The organism is Niallia circulans (assembly GCF_003726095.1).
In the GTDB taxonomy this organism is placed as follows: Bacteria; Bacillota; Bacilli; order Bacillales; family Cytobacillaceae; genus Niallia; species Niallia circulans_A.
Genome location: NZ_CP026031.1, coordinates 2,210,035 through 2,231,268, shown reverse-complemented (window position 1 = coordinate 2,231,268; position 21,234 = coordinate 2,210,035). Strand labels below are relative to the sequence as shown.

Below are 21,234 nucleotides of genomic sequence, written 5' to 3'. Positions count from 1 at the left end.
CTATTATAGGATGGGAAATACCAAAAAAATAATACAAAAGTTTTAGATAATTTACAAAAAATGTCGTATGATTAGAGAAATGATTCGAAAAGAGGAGGTGTTTGAATGAGTGTATATATTTTGGCGCTTTTGTCCTTGATTTTTGTTGTGCCTATTCTGTATATCTTGCCTTTAGGACTTTCGAATCAAGGGAAGTTTACTATTATCGGATTAGCGTTTTGTATTTCTGCTATCGGATTACTTTCAAGGGAGCTCTTTTCTTTCTGGCAAAGTATTTTAATCATGCTGTTGTTCCTTATTAGTGCAAGCTATCTTTTGTTGAAAAATTGGTCAACAGTACTTTTTGTCATGCCAGAAGAAGTAGAAGAATCTGTTATAGAGAAGAGACAAGAACCACGAGAAATAAAGCCTATAAAAACTACCCAGAGTGACGTAAAACAAGAAGGGGATATCATTACCTATGTCCCAGAGGTAAACCGAGAAGGTATTTTAACAAATGAAGAGGATATCATTCAGGAGGAAACAGTCGAGAGCATAGACATAAACCTTGATGTGATGGAACAGTTAGAAGTTGTTGAACTGGATGAAGAATTTTCACTTTCCATAGAGGAAGAAGTTATCGATAAAGAAATAGATAAAGAACCAGCGGAGACAAACTATCTAGCTGAAATTGAAAAAATGCTGGAAGAAAACGATCTTTCCACTGCAAATGAAGCAAATGAGGAAATTGCCGAAGAGGATCAAATAGAGGAAATCTCTTTTTCTATTAACGAGGACGCTGAAGTTGCAGTGTCAGTGGAAAAGATGGAACAGGAACAGATCTGGAATAATATAGAAGACAATGATTTAACGGAAGAGGAAAAAACAATCCTATCAGAAGAAATGACTGCTATAAGTGAACATATAGAGGAATCGCAAGAGTTTTCTGCGATTGAAATGTTGGGTGAACAAGCAGAAGTATCCCAGAATCAAAGCCAAGAAAATCAAATCGGATCAGATGACGACAAACACGAAAATGTGGTAAGTGGATTAGCTCATAAGATAATTAACAATACTTTAACACAATTAGTAATGTTGAAGAATTCCATGGATATGGAAGAATTTGAGACTGTATTAACTCTGTGTTTGAAGAAGCCTATTCCTTTAAATGAATATTTTGCTTATTCTGCTTTGTTAATCGATGCATATGTTCAAAATAACGAAAAGGATAAATTAGAAAGTTTAATATATTCACTTAGGGAAAAATTTATGGAACAACCGATTGTATTGGAACAAATCAAATTTATGGAAGAAAAGTATCTGAAGAATAGATAGTATAGGGGAGATAGATTATGAAAATTAGCACACAGTTTAAAGGTTTACCGATTATCAGCATTTCTAACGGACAACAAGAAGGAAATGTGCAGTCTTTAATCATCAATCCAGAAAAAGGTTTTGTGGATTTTTTAACATTAGAGCAAGAAGAATGGCAAGAGAGTATTCAAGCAATCCCTTTTAAAAAGGTGATTGGTGTAGGGGAATATGCTGTAACGATCGAAAGTGCAAACTCTATCATTGATTTAACACAGATTCCTATTGCTAGTGAGCTGGCAAGCAAAAAAATCGCGATTATTGATACAAATGTTATTACGAGAAAAGGAGATCTTGTAGGTAAAGTGACAGAGTATCAAATGAATGAAGAGACAGGTGAAATCATTGGACTTGTTTTGGAGGAACAAGAATCAGTCATTTCATCCGAAGCTGTTATCACCTATGGAAAAGATATCATTATTGTGAAAGAAGAAGTAGCTACACCTAATTTTGTTCAAGAAGAAGCTGTATCTTCAAATGACCACTTAATCCAAGCGTTAGAAGAAGTGGAGCGAGAAAATGAAGCTGGTCTTAATGGGTTAAAAGAAAAACAAAGAGAATTATTGCTAAATAAACAAGTAACAAAAGATATTTATGCAGCAGATGGTGAATTGATTGTTGCAAAGGGTTCGATATTAGCACTAGAGGATATTGAGAAAGCGCAAAACGCGGGACCGAGTGTAGTAATTGATTTATCCATGAGTGTGAATGCATAACAAAAGGAGTCATTACTTCATGAAAAACGTTCAAGCTGTAAAGCTATTTATAGCTATAGCCATTACAACTGCATTTATTTTTAGTTTTTCGCATTTTGGTGTAAAGGCATATGAAAGGATTTTTTCGACCAAGCAAGGGTATGAAGAGGGTACAACTGTGGGTGGAATAGATATCTCTGGAATGTCTTTAGAAGAAGCTTTAAAAGCATTGAAGGATTCTCAAGAAGAATGGATTCAGGCAGTCTCCATTAAATTAAATTATAAAGAAAAAACAATTGACTTTGCTACTGATTTATTTACATTCCAATTCCAAGAAAGCTTAGAAAAGATCCATCAGGGCACAGACAATGCATTGATTGTATCGTTAAATCAAGATGATTTAATCGGATTACTTTATTCAATATCTCCCTATCTCGTAGAAGAAGATGTTTTTTACGTCAATAAATGGAGTGATTCTTTAATAGCGATAGCTTCCCAGTTAGACAAAGGAAATCACGAACTTGCGCTCCAAGATTATTTAGTCAGCCAAAAGGAAGAAGAAGTAATCTTAGTAGATACTACATTAGACGTTCAGGAAAACAAAAAAAATGTTGCAAAATGGGTAAAGCAATTTCCAAGTATTGAAGTGGGGCAAGAAGCGACGGTCTCGTTGCTAGATATAATGGGAAAACAGACAGATTCCTATTCAGATACCACCTTAAGTATGGTTGCGACAGCTTTTCATCAGCTAGTCTTAGCAACTAATTTTACTATTACTGAGCGGTTTATAAGTAATCAATTGCCTAACTATGCTCCATTAGGATATGAAGCGAAAATCAATCAATCTAAAAAAATGGATTACCGGTTTTATAATCCTAATGCTGCTGCTTATCAGCTTCAATTCAAAATGTCTGGCAATAAATTATATGCTTCGGTAGTCGGGGTTCCGTTTTTATTTAAATATGATGTTGTTCTCTCCAATCAGGAAGCATTTAAGCCAAAAACGGTCATCCAATTTGATTCTTTATTAGAGTTTAATGAATATAGAACCATCACAGAAGGAACAGATGGACTTTTAATTAAAGTCTATCGTTTAGCCAAAAATGAAGATGGAGTCGAAGTGAAAAAAGATTTAATGAGTGAAGACTTTTATCCTCCAATCAATAAAGTAGTTGCTTCTGGATTAATAAAAGAACAGGAAACAGTGATTGATACAGATAATGTCGAAGATTCAACCGATTTAAATGATCCTTCAGATTCTGAAGAAAACATCAAAGAGGAAGAGAAGGATAGTAACAATCAAACGACAGTGAATCCTTCACAGACAGAATCAAACAATCAGGATTTGAAAGAGAATAAGGAAGAGACTCCACAAGCAGAAATAGAAAAATAATAAGTATAGAAATCAGGAGCTAAAGCAATGAAACAAATACGAAAGCGTTTAGGAGATTTGTTGGTGGAGGCTGGCTTGTTGACAGAAGATCAATTGCAGCAAGCACTTAAAGATAAGCATCCAGATCAAAGGCTTGGAGATAGTCTGCTTCAAAAGGGTTATATTACAGAACAACAATTGATCGAGGTATTAGAATTTCAATTAGGTATTCCTCATGTTAGTTTGTATCGCTATCCCTTTGATCCTAAGCTATTTACGATCGTTTCAAAGGAAACAGCGAAAAGACAGTTAATTATTCCGCTAAAAAAAGAAGGCGAAAAGTTATATGTGGCAATGGCTGATCCAATGGATTTTTATACCATAGATGATTTGCGCTTATCTACTGGTTTTCAAATCGAGACAGCTATTGCGACAAAAGATGATATTTTGCGTGCAATCAATAAATATTATGATATGGACGAAGGGTTTGAAGAGTTGCTATCTGATAATGGCGCAGTTGGCGAAGATGTGAGCGACAGCATGGTTGAACAACAAGATACGCCGATTGTCCGCTTAGTCAATCAGATATTATCGAATGCTGCGACCCTAAAGGCAAGTGATATACATGTGGACCCTCAAGAAACGAAAGTGGTAATCCGTTATCGGATTGATGGTGTATTGCGTATAGAAAGAGTTTTGCCAAAACATATGCAAAGTGTATTGATAGCACGGTTGAAGATAATGGCAAACTTGGATATTACAGAGCACCGCATCCCGCAAGATGGAAGAATGAAGTTCAATTTGGACTTTCATCCCATTGATCTCCGTGTATCTACACTTCCAACTATTTTTGGAGAAAAGGTAGTTATGCGAATTTTGGATCTTGGAAGTACACTAAATGATTTAGATAAACTAGGTTTTAATAAAGTGAATTTAGCTAGATTTACAAAACTTATTGAGAAACCAACCGGGATTATACTTATTACAGGTCCTACAGGATCTGGTAAATCCTCCACACTCTATGCAGCGCTAAACCGTTTAAACAGTGAAGAAGTCAATATTATTACAGTAGAGGATCCGGTTGAGTATCAATTAGAAGGAATTAACCAAATTCAAGTAAATACGAATGTAGGGATGACATTTGCAAAAGGGTTACGGGCAATATTACGTCAGGATCCTAATGTAATCATGGTCGGTGAGATACGAGATAAAGAAACAGCAGAGATAGCCGTGCGTGCTTCTTTAACTGGTCACCTTGTTTTAAGCACCTTGCATACAAATGATTCACTAGGCTCTGTTACAAGACTGTTAGACATGGGGGTAGAGCCATTTTTAGTGGCTTCATCTGTAACAGGAATTGTAGCACAGAGGCTTGTTCGTAAAGTATGCAGAGACTGTGGACAAGTTCATAGTGCAACAGTAAGAGAAAAAGAAATCTTCGCAAAACGGGGTCTAACAATCGAAAAAGTTGTTAGAGGAAAAGGTTGTGCTTCTTGTAATATGACAGGTTATAAAGGAAGAGTAGCTATTCATGAAGTGCTAGTTATCAATGAGGAAATGAGAAAAGTCATTATGAATGGCGAATCTTTTTCGAGATTACGAGATCTTGCAATGAAAGCAAAAACCATCTTCCTAATTGATGATGGATTATTAAAGGTGAAGCAAGGAATTACTACTACAGAAGAAGTATTAAGAGTAGCTATCCCTGATTAGGAGGGACATTATTGAACCATAGTATTGATTACTTATTGAGAGTAGGCTTTGAATTAAAAGCATCAGATATTCATCTTACAGTTGGTGTTCCTCCTGTTATGAGAATAAATGGAGATTTAAAGCGGTATGGCAAAAATAATCTAGAACCAAATGATACAGAAATAATGGCAAGAACAATGGTTCCAGAGAAGTTATGGGAAGTCTTCCAAGATCGTGGTGAACTTGATTTCTCATACAGTTTAAAAGGAGTGTCTAGATTTAGGGTTAATGTGTATAAGCAAAGAGCATGCATTGCTTTAGCTATTCGAGTTGTACCAACATCGATCCCTAGTCTAGATGATTTAAAGCTTCCTGCTATTATAAAGAAAATTGCTGAAAGGCCTCAGGGGCTTATTTTAATTACAGGACCGACAGGCAGTGGCAAATCAACGACATTAGCGGCGATGATTGCCTATATGAACGAAACTATGCGCAAGCATATTATCACGTTAGAGGATCCGATTGAGTATTTGCATAAGCATGGCAAGTGTATTATTGACCAACGAGAAGTTGGGTTTGATACCAATAATTTTGCCAATGGCTTACGAGCATCTTTGCGCCAAGATCCAGATGTGATTCTTGTTGGAGAAATGCGTGATTTAGAAACAATTCAAACAGCCATTACAGCAGCGGAAACGGGGCATTTGGTACTGGGAACACTCCATACATCGAGTGCTCCAGCAACCATTAACCGAATTATTGACGTTTTTCCACCCACGCAGCAGGATCAAATTCGAATCCAGTTGGCTTCTGTTTTAGTAAGCATTGTAGCTCAACGCCTATTCCCAACCCCAGATAAATCGGGAAGGGTTTCAGCAACAGAGATTCTTGTGAACAATTCAGCTGTAGCCAATTTGATTCGTAATGAAAAAATTCATCAGATTTTAAATATTATGCAAACCTCAAAAGCAGCTGGAATGCATACATTGGAAAGCAATGTAAAAGAATTAGTTCACGCTGGTGCTGTATTAAGAGAAGCTGCACTTCCTTATCTACAAGAAAAGGAGCAATAAATATGGCTCGCTATAAATATACGGGAAGAGATCGAAAAGGAACAAAAAAAGGGATAGTAACAGCTTCATCCAAAAGAGAAGCGATCGTGCAGTTAAAAGAAAAAGGGATTAAGATAACAGAAATAAATGAAGTTCCTGAAACTCTTTTAACAAAGGAAATTACATTTGGCAGTCCTGTAAAGCTCCAAGACTTTGTCATTTATTTGCGCCAGTTCGCTACCCTGATAAAAGCAGGTATATCAGTAGTGGATGCAACTGCGATACTTGCTGAGCAGACAGAAAGTAAGGCATTGCGGAAGGCTTTATTAGTGGTAGAACAAGATTTAAAAGATGGGAATCCTTTATCCACAGCAGCAGCGAAACATAGAAAGGTTTTCTCCAGTATGTTTGTAAATATGATTCGCGCAGGAGAAGCTACAGGGAGTATGGATGAGACTTTAGAAAGATTAGCCAATCATTTTGAAAAACAGCATTACACAAAACAAAAAATTATTTCAGCCTTAACATATCCGATTGCGATTGCCGTTATTGCTTTTATAGTTGTTATATTTTTATTGGTGAGTGTTGTACCAACGTTTGTGGATATGTTTGCTGATTTTGATAGTGAGTTACCTGCCATTACACAATTTGTTCTATCGGCAAGCAGCTTTATGCAAAAATTTTGGTGGCTAGTATTTTTGTTGCTGATCGCATTTATTATTGCCATCATGGTTATACGAAATAATAAAGCATCGAAGTATTATCTCGATTATTTTCTATTAAGAGTGCCGATTTTTGGAAAAATTCTGCAGAAAGCAGCGATTGCGAGAATGACCCGCACACTTAGTTCGCTATTTTCAAGCTCTGTTCCCATCTTACAGGCCATTTCGATTGTCGAAAGAGTTATTGAAAATGAAGTAATGGCAAAAGTCCTTGTTCAATCAAGAGGTGCGCTTGAACAAGGTCAGTCATTAACTGTGCCAATGAAAGCCCATTGGGTGTTTCCGCCACTTGTGACGCAGATGATAGCAATAGGGGAAGAAACAGGATCATTAGATGACATGCTTGCAAAGGTAGCTGACTTCTATGAAAAAGAAGTCGATACAGCAACAGATCGACTAAAGTCCTTGATTGAGCCTATTATGATTGTTTTTCTTGCAAGCATTGTTGGAACAATTGTGTCATCTATCCTAATACCAATGTTTGAGATTTTTAATCATGTCCAATAATTTCTAGAGGATTCTAGTAAAAAAAAGATATAATTAAAATTAACAATCTAGTATAATAGTAATAGATTTAAAACAAAAAATACCAATTTTAAGGAGAAAGATATATGCGTCAATTAATTAAGCAACGTATTAAAAATGAAAAAGGATTAACACTTATCGAGTTATTAGCAGTTATTGTTATTTTGGGAATTATTGCAGCGATTGCGATTCCTAGTATTTCAGGGATTATTCAAAAATCAAAAGAAGATGCAGTTAAGGCTGATGCGATTACAATTCTTAATGCAGCTAAAAACTATGTTGCGGGTAATGATATGGCAAAAGGTGGTACCATTAGTGATGAGGAGCTTTCAAGTTATGTTAGTGGTGTAAATTTAAAAGAATTTGGTGAGTATACTGTTACTGTAGGAGAAGGCGGTACAACATTTGGTTTGAACGCTACTAATGTTGAGGCAGGAAAAATAAATATCACATTTACCAATGCTACAATTGACCAAATTAATAAATCAAAAAAAGGGCAAAAAACAATACCTAGCACCACAGGTAGTTGATGTATTTTTCTAAAAGATAGGAGTTTATAACATGATCTACCTACTAATCTTCCTATACGGCATAACCCTTGGCTCATTCTATAACGTAGTAGGTTTAAGGGTGCCATTAAATGTATCGATTGTTAGGCCGAGATCTCATTGTTCAAGCTGTGGACGCACGTTATCAGCGATGGAACTTGTACCAGTTTTAAGCTATGTATTATTAAGGGGGAAATCAAAATGCTGTAAAGCATCGATTTCCCCCTTCTATCCTATATTTGAGCTTTTGACAGGTATTCTCTTTGTCGTTAGTCCGCTTCTGCTTGGCTGGAGTTCTGAGCTGTTTGTTTCCTGGACACTTATTTCCTTATTTATCATTATTACTGTTTCTGATTTAAAATACATGATTATCCCAGATAAAGTGCTGTTGTTTTTTTCGATTGTTTTTATGATCGAACGATTCTTTATTCTTTTGCATCCCTGGTGGAGTTCTTTGCTGGGGGCAGCGGTTGGTTTTACGCTTCTTCTAGTTATTGCGATTGTATCAAAAGGAGGAATGGGGGGAGGAGATATAAAGCTTTTTGCGGTAATTGGCTTTGTTTTAGGGACTAAGCTAGTCCTTGTCTCCCTTTTTCTTTCGACCTTTCTAGGGACAATTGGCGGTATTATCGGAATGGCTATTGGTAAATCAAAAAAGAAACAACCAATTCCTTTCGGTCCGTACATAGCCTTAGGAACTCTTATAACCTATTATTTTGGTAATCAGATTATCCAATGGTATCTAAGTATTTTTCTTTAAAAGGCTGATACCCTTTTTGGGGAGTAATTTTTCTTCCTCCATCTAGTAACAATAAGGAGTTTTCAATATGGCATTAAATTTTAATTTTGGAAAAAATAAAGTAGTTAACTTAACCATAAAAGATCATGTAATACGATTTGTGGAAATGAAGAATTCCCAAGATGCTGTAGTGCAAAATTTTGGAGAACGCTATTTGCCGCCTGGATTAATTCATGATGGAGTGATTCAAGATGTCGAGAATTTTTTATGGATTTTAGAAGAATGTGTGGATGAATGGAAACTATCAAAAAAACAAGTTCGTTTTCTAGTTCCTGACTCCTCCATTGTCATTCGAAAGCTCCCTATTCCGGAAGATGTAAGCGAAGATGAAATTAAAGGGTACTTGTATATGGAACTTGGAACATCGATTCATTTGCCATTCGAGGATCCTGTATTTGATTATTATCTATTGAAAGCAAAAGAAAAAAATAAGCAGCAAATTATTTTATTTGCTTCACCAGAAGAAAGTGTCGCCCAGTATGCGGATTTATTAGAAGAGGCGAAATTATCGCCACAATCTGCTGATATATCTGCGTTAGCACTATATCGCTATTTCTATCGCTCTGAAAAAGTCGAAGACAATGACATTATCATGTTAGTTGAAATCGATATTAAAACAGTGAACGCAAGTATTTTTGAAGAACATTATCCTTTATTGATGAGACATTTATTACAAGAGATGGAGGAAGACCACTGGACCGTTACGACAGATGAGTTACTACTGCAAGAAAAGCTGACATTTACTGGCGATCATACTGAAGTTTGGAATGGTCTTGAAGATGTTTATAATGAATTAGAAAAAGTGATGAGCTTCTATCGCTATACTTTAAATAAGGGTGACAAACTAGTAACAAAATTAGTAGTAACAGGTGATCATCCGTGGCTTTCTGCCATTATTGAAAATATGGTGAATCGTTTTGAAATTCCTGTTTTTGAATTAAAAGTGAACCAATCAGTTTCTAATAAGCCTATACCATCGAGTTTCCTTTTAAACATTGGTTTAGGATTAAAAGAGGTGTAAAAATGTTAGTAGAAATTAACCTCCTTCCTAAAAAAGAACCAAAGAGAAAGTCGCAATTGCTTTGGATTATCCTAGCTTTCTTGATTACTTTTTTATTAATAGGCTTATTTATCTGGCAGTATATGACTAAAAAAGCTGAATTAACGGCAACAGAAAACTCGTTAAAAATGACGACTAATCTGGTTGATACTTACAATCAGAAGTTAGAGAGGTACAAAAGTTCACAGTCTGTCCAAAGCCTTGAATCAGCAATCAGTTGGGCGAATAATCAATCAATGGATTATGTTCTTTTTCTGCAGGAATTAACAAAGAACTTGCCGGAAAGAGGTTTTATTCAGGAACTAAAGGTATCTGATGACCATAAGACAAACATGATTGTCCAGTTTGATACAAAAAGTGATGCTGCCTATTATTTAAATTCTTTGCTTGAAATTAGCTGGATAGACGAGGCGCTTTTGACGGAAGGAAAATCAACCGATGTACTTGAAAATAAAATTAGCGAACAAGTAAATCAAGCCATTGATATTTTAAAACAATCAGAAGTGGAACCTCGCTATTTTGCAAGCTACGAATTTGTCCTAAATAAAGCAAAGCTGCGAGATGAAATGGAAAAGCAAAAAGACAAAAATGAAAAAGGGGAGGATTCCCCATGAAATTAAGCGATCATAAGCCAATGATATGGTTTGCATTTAGCATTATTTTCCTCGCATTAGGAGCGATATATAGTTATTATTTCTATTTAATGCCTTTAAATAATGAACTAGCTATGAAAAAAACGGAGCTGCAAATGACAGAGCAGCAAGCGGATATTTTGGAATCCAAACTAAAATCGACTGGTTCAGAAACAAGTACGAATACTATCGAGTTGCAGAAAAAGGTACCGGTTAAACGCTTATTAGAACAGGCGCTTCTTGAAATAGAAAAAGCAGAAATTATTTCTGATTCGAATATACTAGAAATAAGTGTGAATGGATCTGACGTTGATGAAAATGTTACAGATGGAGAAGTTTCTACAGCAGATGAAGCAATCGATGATGCCAACAAGCAAGAAAATAGGGAAACAGATGAAAAGAAAAATACAGAAGAAATCATCCTCCCAAGTGGTATCCATCAAACAACAATCAATATGATAGGAGAGGCAGCTACTTATTTTGAACTAGAAAAATTCTTAGAAAAAATCCAATCCTCTCAGCGTATTATGACCGTTGATTCTTTAAATATTACTGGACCTAAAGAAATCATCGCCGTTGAAGAAAGTGATCAACAAATAGATTTTGAATTAACAGTGTCTGTATATTATTATCCGACATTAACTGATTTAATGGAGGATCTTCCGCAATTGGATCCACCAAAGGTATCTGAACGAAAGAATCCTTTTGATACTGGAACATTAGAAAATAGTAAAGATCAATAGAGGAACTGAAAAAAGAAGGTGGGTCTAGCGATGCTAAAAACTAGACTAAATAATAAGGGATTAACCTTGATGGAATTGCTTGCTGTGATTGTCATACTTGGAATAATAGCTGCAATAGCGATTCCCTCTGTCTTAAAAGTAATAGGAGATATGCGCGATCGAGCTTTTATTGCAAACGCATGGAATATGAAGGAAGCTACTGATTTTTATATTAAGGAAGCGACAACTAGTGGAGCAGATGCAAAGGAAAGAATCACTTACTTTGAACTTGTTGAAAGTGGGTATATGGGCACGTTTCATGATCCAGATACAGATCGAGAGTTAGTTCCATCAGATAAAAGCTATGTAACCATTCAAAATAACATAGCGATTGCTGTTTGTTTAAAAGGGGAAAATCGGAAGCTTTGTACAGAAGAAGAGGGAGTAGACCAAGCTATACAATATAACGATCTTTCTCCAAGTCAGATTGTGTCTAACAACAACTGAATTTGACGAAATCATTCTATAACAAGACGACAAAAGTCTTGTTATTTTTTTTTGCTTGTATGATAGGATTAACGAAATAAATGGAAATGGGGGTAGGACGAGTGAATGAAAAACCGGAGAATCGCAAAACGATAACGATTAAGATCAACGGAAATGACCGTCCATTCCAAAATAAGGACAATGACGACATGGTGGAGCGGAGTGAACCTTCTGTTTTTTATAAGGATCAAAATAGCGAAGGAAAAGAACAGGATATTTTTAAAGAAGAGTCTGCGGCTGGACAAGAAGCTGAATTTGAGGAAAGCTTTGATTGGATTTTGCCCGCATCAGAGGAAATTCCAGCAAAAAATAAAGAAAAAAGTATATTTAGCTTTCAATCGTCTGTAAATAAAAAGGACAAGCAACCATTCAAAAAAGGCAAAAAAGAGAAAGAGGGAAAGAAAAAGCGGTTGCCAAAGGAAGTAATTGCTTCTATTTTCTTTGCTGTATTTTTTGCTGTCATCTTAGGCACTAGCTTTGGATTTATTTTATTAAACATGGTAAGCAATGATCAAAGCAACACTACAAATGGAAAAATAGCAGCTTTGGCCAATGATTCTTCCGATAAACCTAAAAGTGGACAAGCTGTATCGACAACAGAAAGTGCTACCAAACCGGATATTACTACATATGTCCTTCAAAAGGGAGTTTTCTCTAATGTAGAGCGTGCGAAAAGCGAGCAGCAGAAGCTAACAGATGCAGGGAAGAAGAGTCAAATTCTTCCGATAGATAAGCAGCAGTTTCTTCTTGTTGGTGTTGTGAGTAATTTGGAGAATGCGAAAGCATGGCAGAAACAAGTAAAAGATACTTACGCAAAAGAGATGGTGTTTAGTGGCAATGAAGTGAAAAATGTCTCGAAAGAAGAGAAGGAGATTATTGAAGGATCGTCCGCTATCTATTCTGCCATTCTGCAAATGGTAACAAGTGTTCAATTTGATCAATCTATTGCAACGGAGGATAAAAATAAGCTAGAGAAGGCACTCTCTCTAGTCGACGAGAAAAAAACAGCCAAGTTTACTAATGAAAAAGTAAAAAAAATGGCAGCCTATCTTTTAGAAGGTGGTGAGCTTACCATAAAATTAAAGGAAAAGAGCAGCGAGAACGAAATAGCGGAAGTTCACCAGAAATTGCTAGACTATTTAGCTGTATATGTCTCATTATAATGGATTAGGGGAGCGCACTGTTTATTAAACGGTGGCTCCTTTTCTTTGTTTCAAAGGAAAGTTGATGGGGAATGGTACCCCATCTATACAGCTTCGAACGATTGACTAGAGTATAGATTATCTGCCGCAATACAACTAAATAGGCAAAAATATCTTTTGTATTAATTGTATAAATATTTCTACAAATTTCGTCATATTACATTTTATTTACTATTATATAAAATTTTTCGTTTCAAAATTGTATATCGGCGAATTCTTTGATAGGATTAATCTGTATCTCACAATTTGAAATAGTAGGTAGGTGTAATCATGTTAAAGCAAACCCTCATATTGGCCTCTTCTTCTCCTCGACGAAAAGAGCTCCTTGAAGAACTCCAAATACCATTTGTAATATCCAGTAGTAATGTAGATGAAAGTTTCGATCCTTCTCTTTCTCCTAATGAAATTGTCATGGAATTAGCGAGACGAAAAGTTGAAGCAATTTATGCTGATGAACAGTATCCATATATACTAGGTGCTGATACGATAGTATATCTTAATGGTGCGATATTAGGCAAGCCTGCTTCGCATGGGGAAGCGTTTCGTATGTTAAGAGAACTTTCTGGCAAAACGCATTCTGTCTACACTGGTGTCGCCATTATGGCAAATGGAATATGTTCCACATTTTATGAAAAAACAGACGTGTTATTTTGGGAATTAACAGATGAAGAAATACACGATTATTTAGACACCGGGGAACCATTTGATAAAGCAGGTGCGTATGGAATTCAAGGAGTAGGCAGAACGCTCGTGAAAGAAATTAAAGGAGATTATTTCACCGTAGTCGGTCTTCCGATTTCTCGAACGGTACGCGAATTGAAAGCGAAAGGCTTCAATATGCCTAAATAATTCAAAGGTCCCTTATTCTTTTCTTCCCAAAATCAAATGATAGGGAGGAACTAAGAAAGAATGGATTCACTATTAATAAGAGATTTTCCAAATGATGAACGACCAAGAGAACGTTTTATGAAACAGGGACCAAAAAGTTTAGCAAATCATGAACTGCTTGCTATCTTGATTCAAACAGGTTCCAAAAATGAATCTGTATTAACATTAGCGAACAAACTTTTAGTCCATTTTGATGGACTTCGCTTATTGAAGGATGCAAGTCTTGATGAGTTAAAAGAAATGAAAGGAATTGGAACGGCAAAAGCGATTCAATTGATGGCAGCAATTGAATTAGGGAGACGTGTTTCCAATTTAGAATTTACCGATCGATATTGTATTCGATCACCAGAGGATGCTGCCAAATATATGATGAATGAAATGAGATTTCTAACTCAGGAGCATTTCGTCTGTCTATATTTAAACACTAAGAATCAAGTCATGCATAAGCAAGTCATTTTTATTGGTAGTTTAAATGCTAGTATCGTCCACCCTAGAGAAGTATATAAAGAAGCATTTAGAAGATCTGCAGCTTCTATCATTTGTCTTCACAATCATCCATCAGGCGATCCATCCCCAAGCAGAGAGGATATTGAAGTGACAAAAAGATTAGTGGAATGTGGAAAAATAATTGGTATTGATCTGCTAGATCATATCATAATTGGGGAAAATAAATTTATCAGCTTAAAAGAAAAAGGGTATGTATGATACTGTTCTTTTTTGTAGATATAAGCTATAATATAATTTATGATTTTTTGGCTATTTATGTCTAAACATGACAAAATATAGATAAGTAACATTTAAAGGAAATTACAAAGAGGAGAACATCTACCTACTTTATAATATTGCATTAGTTTCAGAAAGGGAGATACATTTATGTTAGGTTTTGGAACAAGAGATCTTGGAATTGATTTAGGAACAGCAAATACGCTAGTTTATGTAAAAGGTAAAGGAATTGTACTAAGAGAACCGTCAGTTGTTGCACTACAAACCGATACAAAGAGCATTGTAGCGGTTGGTAACGATGCAAAGAATATGATTGGTAGAACACCAGGAAATGTTGTTGCACTACGTCCTATGAAGGATGGTGTAATTGCAGATTATGAAACAACAGCAACGATGATGAAATATTACATTAAACAAGCAACAAAGAATAAGGGCTATTTTTCTGGCAAACCGTATGTAATGGTTTGTGTACCATCAGGCATTACAGCTGTAGAAGAAAGAGCTGTAATTGATGCAACACGTCAAGCTGGTGCAAGAGATGCCTATACGATTGAAGAGCCTTTTGCTGCTGCTATTGGTGCTAATCTTCCAGTGTGGGAGCCAACTGGTAGTATGGTTGTTGATATCGGTGGTGGTACAACAGAGGTAGCTATTATTTCCCTTGGTGGTATTGTTACTAGTCAATCCATTCGCATTGCTGGTGATGAAATGGATGACGCAATCGTTAACTATATTCGTAAAACGTATAATTTGATGATTGGGGAAAGAACTTCTGAAAGCATTAAAGTGGAAATTGGCAGTGCTGGAAACCCAGATCAAATTGAAAACATGGATATTCGCGGAAGAGACTTATTAACAGGTCTTCCAAAAACAATTAAAATTACTGCAGATGAAATTTCGAAAGCGTTAAAAGATACAGTTGCTGCAATTGTTGATGCAGTCAAAGTAACGTTAGAAAAAACGCCTCCAGAATTAGCTGCAGATATTATGGATCGTGGTATAGTTCTAACAGGTGGTGGAGCATTGCTTCGTAATCTTGATAAAGTTATCAGTGAAGAAACAAAAATGCCTGTTGTGATAGCAGAAGATCCATTGGATTGTGTAGCTATCGGAACTGGTAAAGCTTTAGACCATATTCATTTATTCAAAAATAAAGCAAAAGATTCACGATAATTTTAGTAGAGGTGTAGAAGCATGCCACAGTTTTTTATGAATAAACGCTTGATTATATTGCTTGTTAGCATCATTATTCTCGTGGCATTAATAGGGTTTTCATTGAGTAATCGAAACAAATTAACCTGGCCGGAACAATTCGTAAAGGATACTACCGGCTGGGTTCAAACCCTTGTATCTAGACCTGCCCATTATGTGGTGGGTTTTGTTGATAATGTCCAATCCTTGCAAGATACATATAAAGAGAATAAAGAATTAAAGGCAAAGCTAGAGGAAAATGCTCAGCTTAAATATCAGGTTCAAGGTCTCAAAAAAGATGTACAGGCATTACAGGAAACATTGGAAGAAAAAGAGTCATTAAGTGACTACACACTTATGAAAGCAACGGTAATTCGGAGAAATCCTTCTCAATGGACAGAACTAGTTACCATTAATCGGGGAGATAATGACGGCGTAGAGAAAAATATGGCGGTTATAACTTCTGCTGGGTTAATAGGAAAAATAAAGTCAGTAGCACCTAATACTGCGACTGTGCAGCTGCTTAGTTCTGAAGATCCAGCTAATCGAATTTCTGCTTTTATTCAGTCAAAAGATGATGGTAAAAAGAAGAAAGAAAAATCCGAAGTTTTTGGGATTATTGCTGATTATGATAAAGAAACAAAGCAATTAATTATGACTTGGGAAGAAGTTCCTAATGGGTTGAAAGTGAAAAAAGGTCAGCTTGTTACAACCTCAGGTATGGGTGGAGTCTTTCCGAAGGGATTAGCTATTGGTACAGTAGATAAAGTAGAGCCAGATGAAAATGGACTGCAGAAGAAAGTATACATTAAGCCGGCAGCGGACTTCTATGATATTGAGCATGTAATGGTGGTAGACAGGGCAGCGTTATCTCCTAAAGAGGAAGAACAATGAGAAAAGTTTTAATTGGCTGTTTAATTTCCTTTATGTTTATTTTGGAGAGTGTATTTCTTGAGTTGCTCCCTACAGATCCTTTTGGGAAAAACTGGATTTTTGTCCCGTACTTTTTGCTCATTACTATCCTTTTCTTTTCTGTTTATGGAAATAGAAATGTTGGTGTCATATATGGCTTTGTTTTTGGACTACTTTTTGATATTGTTTATACAGAAATTTTAGGTATCTACTTTTTTACTTTTCCTTTTATCATTTATATTTTTAATAAATTGATGAAAATTTTTCATAGTAATATTGTTGTTGTATCTGTGATGAATTTACTCGCTGTTTCGGCACTGGAAATGATTGTGTATCAAATGATAAAAGTGATAAATTTGACAACGATTGATTTTGCGAGTTTCCTACATTTACGACTTCTACCGTCTTTAGGATTAAATCTTATTTTTATCATCATTGTCGCTTATCCTTATAAACGATTATTTGAGAAGTATGCAGCAGAGTTAAAAGAATGATATAGTTAGAATGCATGATAATAAATTTCAGGTTGGACATTAAGTTGTCAACAATCTGAAATTTATTTGATTAGTGACTATTTGTCTTTTGTTCTTTTTGAGAAGAAATATATTTAGCTCGAAAAGGAATTTTAAAAGCGTTTGTCGAATGATATAAAAAGGAATTAGAAATAAAGGTCTAAAGTCTTTAATGTTATATCATAGTGTTGGTGAAAGACACTTATTTAAAAAGTGAACGGAGAAGTAAAACATTATTTTTGCATGTGGAAACAGCATTTATGCAAAGCAGTAAATGCTTTAAGTTAAAGTGCCAACCATCTATCAAATTAAATTGTTGGATCGATTAGGAGACTTGTATCATCTAATAGACAGCATGATACTTGTTTAGAATCGATAGCTCTTCTTTATTTGATAAGGATGTTTGCGCTTTTTTATGCAAAGTGAGATTTATAAGTATAACGATATCCGAGCATTTGCGTCTTATATCTAAGGAACGATAGACTATTAGTATGGTGGATGAAATAGATGTATTATGTCTTTATGTCCAAGCAGGATAAAGAGACGCTTACGCTTTTCTTACAGAGGTGAACAACTTGAAATGAAAAAAAGGCAACTAGTAACAATTAAAGGAACAAAAAATGGGCTGAGTTTGCATCTATATGATAATTGTTCTTACGAGGATCTACTAAAGGAATTACAGTATAAATTGAATGAGAGCTCCAGTCTACATAATGAAAATCGAGACATAAAAGTGACAGTAGAGCTTGGAAATAGATATGTAACAGATGAACAAAAAGAAACCATTATTCATCTCATTCAGGAAAAACAAAATTTAACTGTTCAAGCGATTAATAGTAATTTAGTGACAAAGAAAGAAGCGGAGAACTGGCTAAAACAAAATGAATTGAAATCGATAACCAGTATTGTGCGCTCTGGTCAAGTTTTAGAGGTCCCCGGTGATTTATTATTAATAGGTGATGTGAATCCAGGTGGAAAAGTAATCGCCGGCGGCAACATCTATATTATGGGACAGTTAAAAGGAATAGCTCATGCTGGATATAATGGGAAGGATGACGCGGTCATTGCTGCGTCCGTTATGAAACCGACACAAATTCGAATTAGTCGTTTTATTGAGAGAGAGCTTGGAAATACCTCATCTGAAAAAACAAGAGAAATGGAATGTGCATATGTGAATGACAGTGTCATTAAGATTGATAGATTACAAGTATTACCACATTTAAGACCTAATTTGCTGAAATTGGAAGGAGGATATTAAGATGGGAGAGGCAATTGTTATAACATCAGGAAAAGGTGGAGTTGGAAAAACGACCACTTCTGCAAACATTGGAACAGCACTTGCGTTACAAGGGAAAAAAGTTTGTTTAATAGATACAGATATTGGCTTGCGAAATCTTGATGTCGTGATGGGATTAGAAAATCGTATCATTTATGATTTAGTAGATGTGGTGGAGGAAAGATGTAAAATTCATCAAGCGCTTGTGAAAGATAAACGATTTGATGATCTATTATATTTATTACCTGCTGCGCAAACGAGTGATAAAACGGCTGTACGACCAAATCAAATGAGAGAATTGGTTCTTCGCTTAAAGCAAGATTATGATTATATCATCATTGATTGTCCTGCAGGAATTGAACAGGGATATCAAAATGCAGTGGCTGGAGCGGATAAAGCCATTGTTGTTACGACTCCTGAAATATCTTCTGTTAGAGATGCAGATAGAGTAATTGGGTTATTGGAAAAAGAAGAGCAGATGGAACCTCCTATGCTTGTTATCAATAGAATTAGAAATCATATGGTGAAAAATGGCGATATGTTAGATATTGATGAAGTAACTAGCCATCTATCCATTGATTTATTGGGAATTGTAGCAGATGATGATGCGGTTATAAGAGCTTCTAACAACGGGGAGCCGATTGCTTTAAACCCCAATAGTAAATCTGCGATTGCTTACCGAAATATTGCAAGAAGAATTTTAGGCGAAACGGTTCCTTTGCAGCAGTTAGAAGAAGAATCAAAAGGCGTGTTTGCAAAAATTAAGACATTCTTTGGTGCTAGATAAATACAACGATTGTAAATTTATAAACTTGTATAAATAAGTCGGTTGCGAAACTGTTTTAAAATATGAACGAAACTTCTATCTGCTGATAGGAGATAATCGTAATAGCTGGCCCTGTAAAGAGTAAATTGATTCATGCGTAATCAATTTATTTCTTTACAGTTTTTTTATATCTCTACCATTCTTTTATTAGTGGCATAACTTATAGCTCCCTAACATAAATATAGGGTAAAGAGGACAAGTATGTTAGGGGAGAGGAGTATATGGGGTCAAGAAATGATGAGGTTAGAAAAAAAATCGAGAGAAGAAGAAAAGAACGGGCGAGAATAGAAAAAAATATTGATAACCGAGTGCTTTGGTCTGATGAAGAGGACAACTTCGATTATACGTTTTCATCAAAAGAGGAAAATTACCCTCCTAAAATTCACCCTTTATTTCGAAAAGATTTATTTATGTTGAAAATTTTAGGAGCAGCTATTCTTTTTCTTGCTGTTGCCATCATAGTAGACCATCCATCCACAAAAATAGCAAAAGTCGAAAATGCGATTAGACAAGCAATGTCGACAGAATTTAATTTTATGGTTGTTACAGATTGGTATGAAGAGAAATTCGGTAAACCATTAGCTTTTTTACCGGAACAAAAAGGAAAAGAACAAGATACAGAACAATTGCAACAATATGCTTTATCTGCTTCTGGTAAGGTATTAGAAGAATTTCAGAAAAACGGGCAAAGAATTGCGATAGAAACCGGAGTAGATACAACGGTACAATCCTTTAATGAAGGACAAATTACCTTTATTGGCGAGAAAGAAGGCTTTGGAAAAACTGTCGTTATTAAGCATAGTGATCAGAGTGAATCATGGTATGGCAACTTAGAAGAAGTGGATGTAAAGTTATATGAAAATATTAAAAAAGGAACAAAAGTTGGAAACGCTTCAAGATATGAAGGAGATGAAACATTAGGTTTATTCTTTTTTGCGATTAAGCAAAATGATGATTTTATCGATCCTTTACAGGTGATTGAAATTGAATAGGTTTCTTAGCGTTTTTAAGTACCTTCATATTCATCCACTATTATGGGTTGTCATTGCTATCGGGGTAATGACTGCCCATTTTTATGAATTATGCTTATTGTTTATGATTATTTTTATTCATGAATTAGGTCATGCGTTTGCTGCCGCATTTTTTTCGTGGAGAATAAAGAAAATATCTTTATTACCATTTGGCGGAGTGGCGGAAATGGATGAACACGGAAATCGTCCTTTGCGAGAAGAGGCAATCGTTATAATATCTGGACCTATACAGCATATTTGGCTGGTTGGATTAGGGTTTCTTTTATGGCAGTGGGGGATTTTCACAGAATCCTTGTATCATACCTTTATTCAATATAATTTCATGATCCTTTTCTTTAATTTGCTACCAATTTGGCCATTGGACGGTGGCAAATTGATGTTTCTTTTATTTTCCTTGAAAAATTCCTTTCCCAAATCTCATAAATATACGCTTTATTTTTCCATTGTTGGAACCTTAATCTTTCTGTTAATGGTTCTTATTATGATGCCGAAGAATGTAAATGCATGGATTATTATTAGTTTTTTAGTTTTTTCTATTTATTTTGAATGGAAACAAAGAAGGTTTCTGTTTATGCGATTTTTACTGGAACGATATTATGGGAAATCGACTGAATTAAGAAAGTTACTTCCTCTAGAAGTCCAAGAAGACGATTCCTTATTGGATGTGTTAGAGCGATTTCATCGAGGATGCAAACATCCGATTATTGTAAGGTCCAAGCGGAAAGAAAACACGATTTTGGATGAGAATGAGCTATTACATGTTTATTTTAAAGAAAAGAACGTAACGGCAAAAATAAAAGAAATACTATGCGTCTTATAAGATATACATAGTTAAAACGGTGATTACTGATGAGATCTCTTTAGTTAGAGTTTACTTGAAATTTGTCCAATAAATAGGTCCTTAAGTTTACTAAAACATTTCATCTAAGCTACAATAAAAGGATAACCAGAAAAAGAG

General features: G+C 35.4%; 22 protein-coding genes. All 22 read left to right on the top strand.

Going from position 1 to position 21,234, the window contains the following annotated elements; translation table 11 throughout:
* Window positions 1–105 precede the first annotated feature (105 nt).
* The 22 genes from C2I06_RS10940 to C2I06_RS10835 all read left to right on the top strand — a co-directional run bounded on the left by C2I06_RS10940 (window position 106) and on the right by C2I06_RS10835 (window position 21,096).
* Window positions 106–1,314 carry a hypothetical protein gene (locus tag C2I06_RS10940; protein WP_123258052.1) on the top strand — a complete coding sequence of 403 codons (1,209 nt, stop codon included), beginning with the start codon at window positions 106–108 and terminating at the stop codon, window positions 1,312–1,314.
* A gap of 17 nt (window positions 1,315–1,331) precedes the next feature.
* Window positions 1,332–2,066 carry a PRC-barrel domain-containing protein gene (locus C2I06_RS10935; protein ID WP_095331561.1) on the top strand — a complete coding sequence of 245 codons (735 nt, stop codon included), beginning with the start codon at window positions 1,332–1,334 and terminating at the stop codon, window positions 2,064–2,066.
* A gap of 19 nt (window positions 2,067–2,085) precedes the next feature.
* Window positions 2,086–3,438 (top strand): G5 domain-containing protein, encoded by a 1,353-nt coding sequence (locus tag C2I06_RS10930; protein WP_164463672.1) that lies wholly within the window; start codon window positions 2,086–2,088, stop codon window positions 3,436–3,438.
* A 27-nt stretch (window positions 3,439–3,465) separates the two neighbouring features.
* Window positions 3,466–5,130 (top strand): GspE/PulE family protein, encoded by a 1,665-nt coding sequence (locus C2I06_RS10925; RefSeq protein WP_123258050.1) that lies wholly within the window; start codon window positions 3,466–3,468, stop codon window positions 5,128–5,130.
* Between the two features lie 11 nt (window positions 5,131–5,141).
* Complete coding sequence (locus C2I06_RS10920; RefSeq protein ID WP_095331567.1) at window positions 5,142–6,182, top strand: type IV pilus twitching motility protein PilT; 1,041 nt, start codon at window positions 5,142–5,144, stop codon at window positions 6,180–6,182.
* Between the two features lie 2 nt (window positions 6,183–6,184).
* Window positions 6,185–7,390 (top strand): type II secretion system F family protein, encoded by a 1,206-nt coding sequence (locus C2I06_RS10915; protein ID WP_123258049.1) that lies wholly within the window; start codon window positions 6,185–6,187, stop codon window positions 7,388–7,390.
* A 104-nt stretch (window positions 7,391–7,494) separates the two neighbouring features.
* Complete coding sequence (locus C2I06_RS10910; RefSeq protein ID WP_123258048.1) at window positions 7,495–7,938, top strand: prepilin-type N-terminal cleavage/methylation domain-containing protein; 444 nt, start codon at window positions 7,495–7,497, stop codon at window positions 7,936–7,938.
* A gap of 31 nt (window positions 7,939–7,969) precedes the next feature.
* Window positions 7,970–8,716: a prepilin peptidase gene (locus C2I06_RS10905; RefSeq protein WP_123258047.1), complete on the top strand. Its 747-nt coding sequence runs from the start codon at window positions 7,970–7,972 to the stop codon at window positions 8,714–8,716.
* A gap of 67 nt (window positions 8,717–8,783) precedes the next feature.
* Window positions 8,784–9,776, top strand: a complete 993-nt coding sequence (gene pilM / locus C2I06_RS10900; RefSeq protein WP_123258046.1) for a type IV pilus biogenesis protein PilM — start codon at window positions 8,784–8,786, stop codon at window positions 9,774–9,776.
* A gap of 2 nt (window positions 9,777–9,778) precedes the next feature.
* Entirely contained in the window at window positions 9,779–10,429 is a 651-nt protein-coding gene (locus C2I06_RS10895; protein WP_123258045.1) for a fimbrial assembly protein, read from the top strand.
* The gene (locus C2I06_RS10890; RefSeq protein ID WP_095331579.1) at window positions 10,426–11,190 is read left to right on the top strand and encodes a pilus assembly protein PilO; all 765 of its coding nucleotides are present in this window, start codon (window positions 10,426–10,428) and stop codon (window positions 11,188–11,190) included. Before C2I06_RS10895 ends, C2I06_RS10890 begins: the two co-directional genes overlap by 4 nt.
* A gap of 30 nt (window positions 11,191–11,220) precedes the next feature.
* Window positions 11,221–11,676 (top strand): prepilin-type N-terminal cleavage/methylation domain-containing protein, encoded by a 456-nt coding sequence (locus tag C2I06_RS10885; RefSeq protein WP_095331581.1) that lies wholly within the window; start codon window positions 11,221–11,223, stop codon window positions 11,674–11,676.
* A 101-nt stretch (window positions 11,677–11,777) separates the two neighbouring features.
* Entirely contained in the window at window positions 11,778–12,878 is a 1,101-nt protein-coding gene (locus C2I06_RS10880; protein ID WP_164463671.1) for an SPOR domain-containing protein, read from the top strand.
* Window positions 12,879–13,187: 309 nt separating this feature from the next.
* Window positions 13,188–13,766 (top strand): Maf family protein, encoded by a 579-nt coding sequence (locus tag C2I06_RS10875; RefSeq protein ID WP_095331585.1) that lies wholly within the window; start codon window positions 13,188–13,190, stop codon window positions 13,764–13,766.
* A 60-nt stretch (window positions 13,767–13,826) separates the two neighbouring features.
* On the top strand, window positions 13,827–14,510 hold the full coding sequence (gene radC / locus C2I06_RS10870; RefSeq protein WP_095331587.1) for a RadC family protein: 684 nt from the start codon (window positions 13,827–13,829) through the stop codon (window positions 14,508–14,510).
* Window positions 14,511–14,678: 168 nt separating this feature from the next.
* On the top strand, window positions 14,679–15,701 hold the full coding sequence (locus tag C2I06_RS10865) for a rod shape-determining protein (protein WP_047943598.1): 1,023 nt from the start codon (window positions 14,679–14,681) through the stop codon (window positions 15,699–15,701).
* Between the two features lie 21 nt (window positions 15,702–15,722).
* A complete protein-coding gene (gene mreC, locus C2I06_RS10860; protein WP_095331589.1) occupies window positions 15,723–16,613 on the top strand; it encodes a rod shape-determining protein MreC in 891 nt (296 codons plus the stop codon).
* The gene (gene mreD / locus C2I06_RS10855; RefSeq protein WP_095331591.1) at window positions 16,610–17,125 is read left to right on the top strand and encodes a rod shape-determining protein MreD; all 516 of its coding nucleotides are present in this window, start codon (window positions 16,610–16,612) and stop codon (window positions 17,123–17,125) included. Before mreC ends, mreD begins: the two co-directional genes overlap by 4 nt.
* Window positions 17,126–17,723: 598 nt before the next feature.
* Window positions 17,724–18,401, top strand: coding sequence for a septum site-determining protein MinC (minC, locus tag C2I06_RS10850; protein WP_123258043.1), 678 nt, complete (start codon window positions 17,724–17,726; stop codon window positions 18,399–18,401).
* Window position 18,402: 1 nt separating this feature from the next.
* Window positions 18,403–19,206 (top strand): septum site-determining protein MinD, encoded by an 804-nt coding sequence (gene minD, locus C2I06_RS10845; RefSeq protein ID WP_095331595.1) that lies wholly within the window; start codon window positions 18,403–18,405, stop codon window positions 19,204–19,206.
* 260 nt (window positions 19,207–19,466) lie between these two features.
* Window positions 19,467–20,237, top strand: coding sequence for a M23 family metallopeptidase (locus C2I06_RS10840; protein WP_095331597.1), 771 nt, complete (start codon window positions 19,467–19,469; stop codon window positions 20,235–20,237).
* Window positions 20,230–21,096, top strand: coding sequence for a M50 family metallopeptidase (locus tag C2I06_RS10835; protein ID WP_095331599.1), 867 nt, complete (start codon window positions 20,230–20,232; stop codon window positions 21,094–21,096). Before C2I06_RS10840 ends, C2I06_RS10835 begins: the two co-directional genes overlap by 8 nt.
* The last annotated feature ends 138 nt before the right edge of the window (window positions 21,097–21,234 follow it).

Coding starts and splice junctions, on each gene's coding strand:
- C2I06_RS10940 (WP_123258052.1), top strand. CDS start 106: ATGAGTGTATATATTTTGGCGCTTTTGTCCTTGATTTTTGTTGTGCCT.
- C2I06_RS10935 (WP_095331561.1), top strand. CDS start 1,332: ATGAAAATTAGCACACAGTTTAAAGGTTTACCGATTATCAGCATTTCT.
- C2I06_RS10930 (WP_164463672.1), top strand. CDS start 2,086: ATGAAAAACGTTCAAGCTGTAAAGCTATTTATAGCTATAGCCATTACA.
- C2I06_RS10925 (WP_123258050.1), top strand. CDS start 3,466: ATGAAACAAATACGAAAGCGTTTAGGAGATTTGTTGGTGGAGGCTGGC.
- C2I06_RS10915 (WP_123258049.1), top strand. CDS start 6,185: ATGGCTCGCTATAAATATACGGGAAGAGATCGAAAAGGAACAAAAAAA.
- C2I06_RS10910 (WP_123258048.1), top strand. CDS start 7,495: ATGCGTCAATTAATTAAGCAACGTATTAAAAATGAAAAAGGATTAACA.
- C2I06_RS10905 (WP_123258047.1), top strand. CDS start 7,970: ATGATCTACCTACTAATCTTCCTATACGGCATAACCCTTGGCTCATTC.
- pilM (WP_123258046.1), top strand. CDS start 8,784: ATGGCATTAAATTTTAATTTTGGAAAAAATAAAGTAGTTAACTTAACC.
- C2I06_RS10895 (WP_123258045.1), top strand. CDS start 9,779: ATGTTAGTAGAAATTAACCTCCTTCCTAAAAAAGAACCAAAGAGAAAG.
- C2I06_RS10890 (WP_095331579.1), top strand. CDS start 10,426: ATGAAATTAAGCGATCATAAGCCAATGATATGGTTTGCATTTAGCATT.
- C2I06_RS10885 (WP_095331581.1), top strand. CDS start 11,221: ATGCTAAAAACTAGACTAAATAATAAGGGATTAACCTTGATGGAATTG.
- C2I06_RS10875 (WP_095331585.1), top strand. CDS start 13,188: ATGTTAAAGCAAACCCTCATATTGGCCTCTTCTTCTCCTCGACGAAAA.
- radC (WP_095331587.1), top strand. CDS start 13,827: ATGGATTCACTATTAATAAGAGATTTTCCAAATGATGAACGACCAAGA.
- C2I06_RS10865 (WP_047943598.1), top strand. CDS start 14,679: ATGTTAGGTTTTGGAACAAGAGATCTTGGAATTGATTTAGGAACAGCA.
- mreC (WP_095331589.1), top strand. CDS start 15,723: ATGCCACAGTTTTTTATGAATAAACGCTTGATTATATTGCTTGTTAGC.
- mreD (WP_095331591.1), top strand. CDS start 16,610: ATGAGAAAAGTTTTAATTGGCTGTTTAATTTCCTTTATGTTTATTTTG.
- minC (WP_123258043.1), top strand. CDS start 17,724: ATGAAAAAAAGGCAACTAGTAACAATTAAAGGAACAAAAAATGGGCTG.
- minD (WP_095331595.1), top strand. CDS start 18,403: ATGGGAGAGGCAATTGTTATAACATCAGGAAAAGGTGGAGTTGGAAAA.
- C2I06_RS10840 (WP_095331597.1), top strand. CDS start 19,467: ATGGGGTCAAGAAATGATGAGGTTAGAAAAAAAATCGAGAGAAGAAGA.